The sequence below is a fragment of the Paraburkholderia sp. FW306-2-2C-D06C genome (genome assembly GCF_058781505.1).
Genome location: NZ_JBYSWU010000128.1, coordinates 1 through 1,447, shown reverse-complemented (window position 1 = coordinate 1,447; position 1,447 = coordinate 1). Strand labels below are relative to the sequence as shown.

The 1,447-nt window shown below is 56.2% G+C and carries 2 protein-coding genes; both read right to left on the bottom strand.

What is annotated here, in order from left to right:
* Positions 1–29 precede the first annotated feature (29 nt).
* Entirely contained in the window at positions 30–272 is a 243-nt protein-coding gene (locus AC3WLT_RS37130) for a DUF6429 family protein (RefSeq protein WP_429259590.1), read from the bottom strand.
* Entirely contained in the window at positions 269–1,363 is a 1,095-nt protein-coding gene (locus tag AC3WLT_RS37125) for an IS630 family transposase (protein WP_492596519.1), read from the bottom strand. Before AC3WLT_RS37125 ends, AC3WLT_RS37130 begins: the two co-directional genes overlap by 4 nt.
* Positions 1,364–1,447: the final 84 nt, after the last annotated feature.

Genomic DNA, 1,447 nt, shown 5'->3' with positions numbered 1-1,447 from the left:
CTAGTGTCCTGAGTTAGAAGTTCGTTGAATCAATCTTCCGCTCTATCCGAAATGACGAAATGCTGATTAAAAAGCCGCTCGGACTCGCGCAACCCTTCTTCGGTAAAGATCACGGATTTCGTCTTGTTGACCGGATCATCAATGAAGCCGCGTTCGTAGAGCCGATTTAGCACATCCCAGTCGAAACCCTTCCATGCGCGGTATCGATCATGCAGGGTCAGGTAGAGGAGTGCCAGGGCGACTTCATCAATTGCATCGGTATTGATTTTCATGGTGCTACTCCCGCGGCCTTACGAACCCGCACACAAAACCGTTCGAGGCTGGCCAGGATCTCGTCAGCCGACTTGCTCCAGGCAAACGGCTGGGGATTAGCGTTATAGGTGTCCAGGTAATGACGAATCGCGTCTTCAAGCTGACGTGTCGATCGATGCGTGCCGCGTCGAAGGTATTTTTCAGTGAGCGTGGCGAACCAGCGTTCGACCTGATTAAGCCACGACGCCGAAGTGGGCGTGAAGTGAACATGGAAGCGAGGATGGCGAGCGAACCAGGCTTTGATCGAGGGTGTTTTGTGCGTCCCATAGTTGTCCATCACCAGATGCACATCCAGACCGGATGGCACGCTGGCTTCGATGGTACGCAGAAAGCGCAGGAATTCGCTGCTGCGATGGCGCCGATGTACCTCCCCGATCACTTCACCAGTAGCAATGTCCAGCGCAGCGAACAGCGTGGTCGTGCCGTGGCGCATGTAATCATGCGTGCGTCGCTCAGCGATGCCGGGTGCCAGTGGCAATATGGGTTGCGTGCGGTCCAGCGCCTGAATCTGGCTCTTCTCGTCCACGCACAGCACCATGGCCTTGAGCGGCGGATCCAGATAAAGCCCGACGATATCTCGCACCTTGTCGACGAACATCGGATCGCTGGAGAGCTTGAACGTTTCCTGCCGATGCGGTTGCAAACCAAAAGCACGCCAGATTCGCGTGACTGCGGTCTGCGACAATTTCATCTCATGAGCCATCGTGCGCGTGCTCCAGTGAGTAGCTCCGACAGGAACGGACTCGAGCGTCTTCGCAATGACAGCATCGACGCGCGCGTCATCGATCGTTCTCGGCGCGCCGGGCCGAGGCGCATCAAGCAGTCCGTCCAGACGGTGGATCACGAACCGCGCCCGCCACTTCGAAACCGTTTGCTGAGTGACCCGCTGTTTCGCCGCAACTGTCTTGTTATCCATACCATCGGCACAAGCCAGTACGATGCGCGCCCGCAATGCCAGGGCCTGTGCCGTCTTGCGTCGCATCGTCAGCGCTTGCAGTTGTTCGCGTTCCGATTCGCTCAGCACGAGTTCTCCTTTGGGCCGTCCGCTCATCGTTACCTCCCGTATCAAGTGCCATACAAGACACTTTAGTACGGGATTGACATCTTTCAATGAATTTCTAACTCAGAACACTAG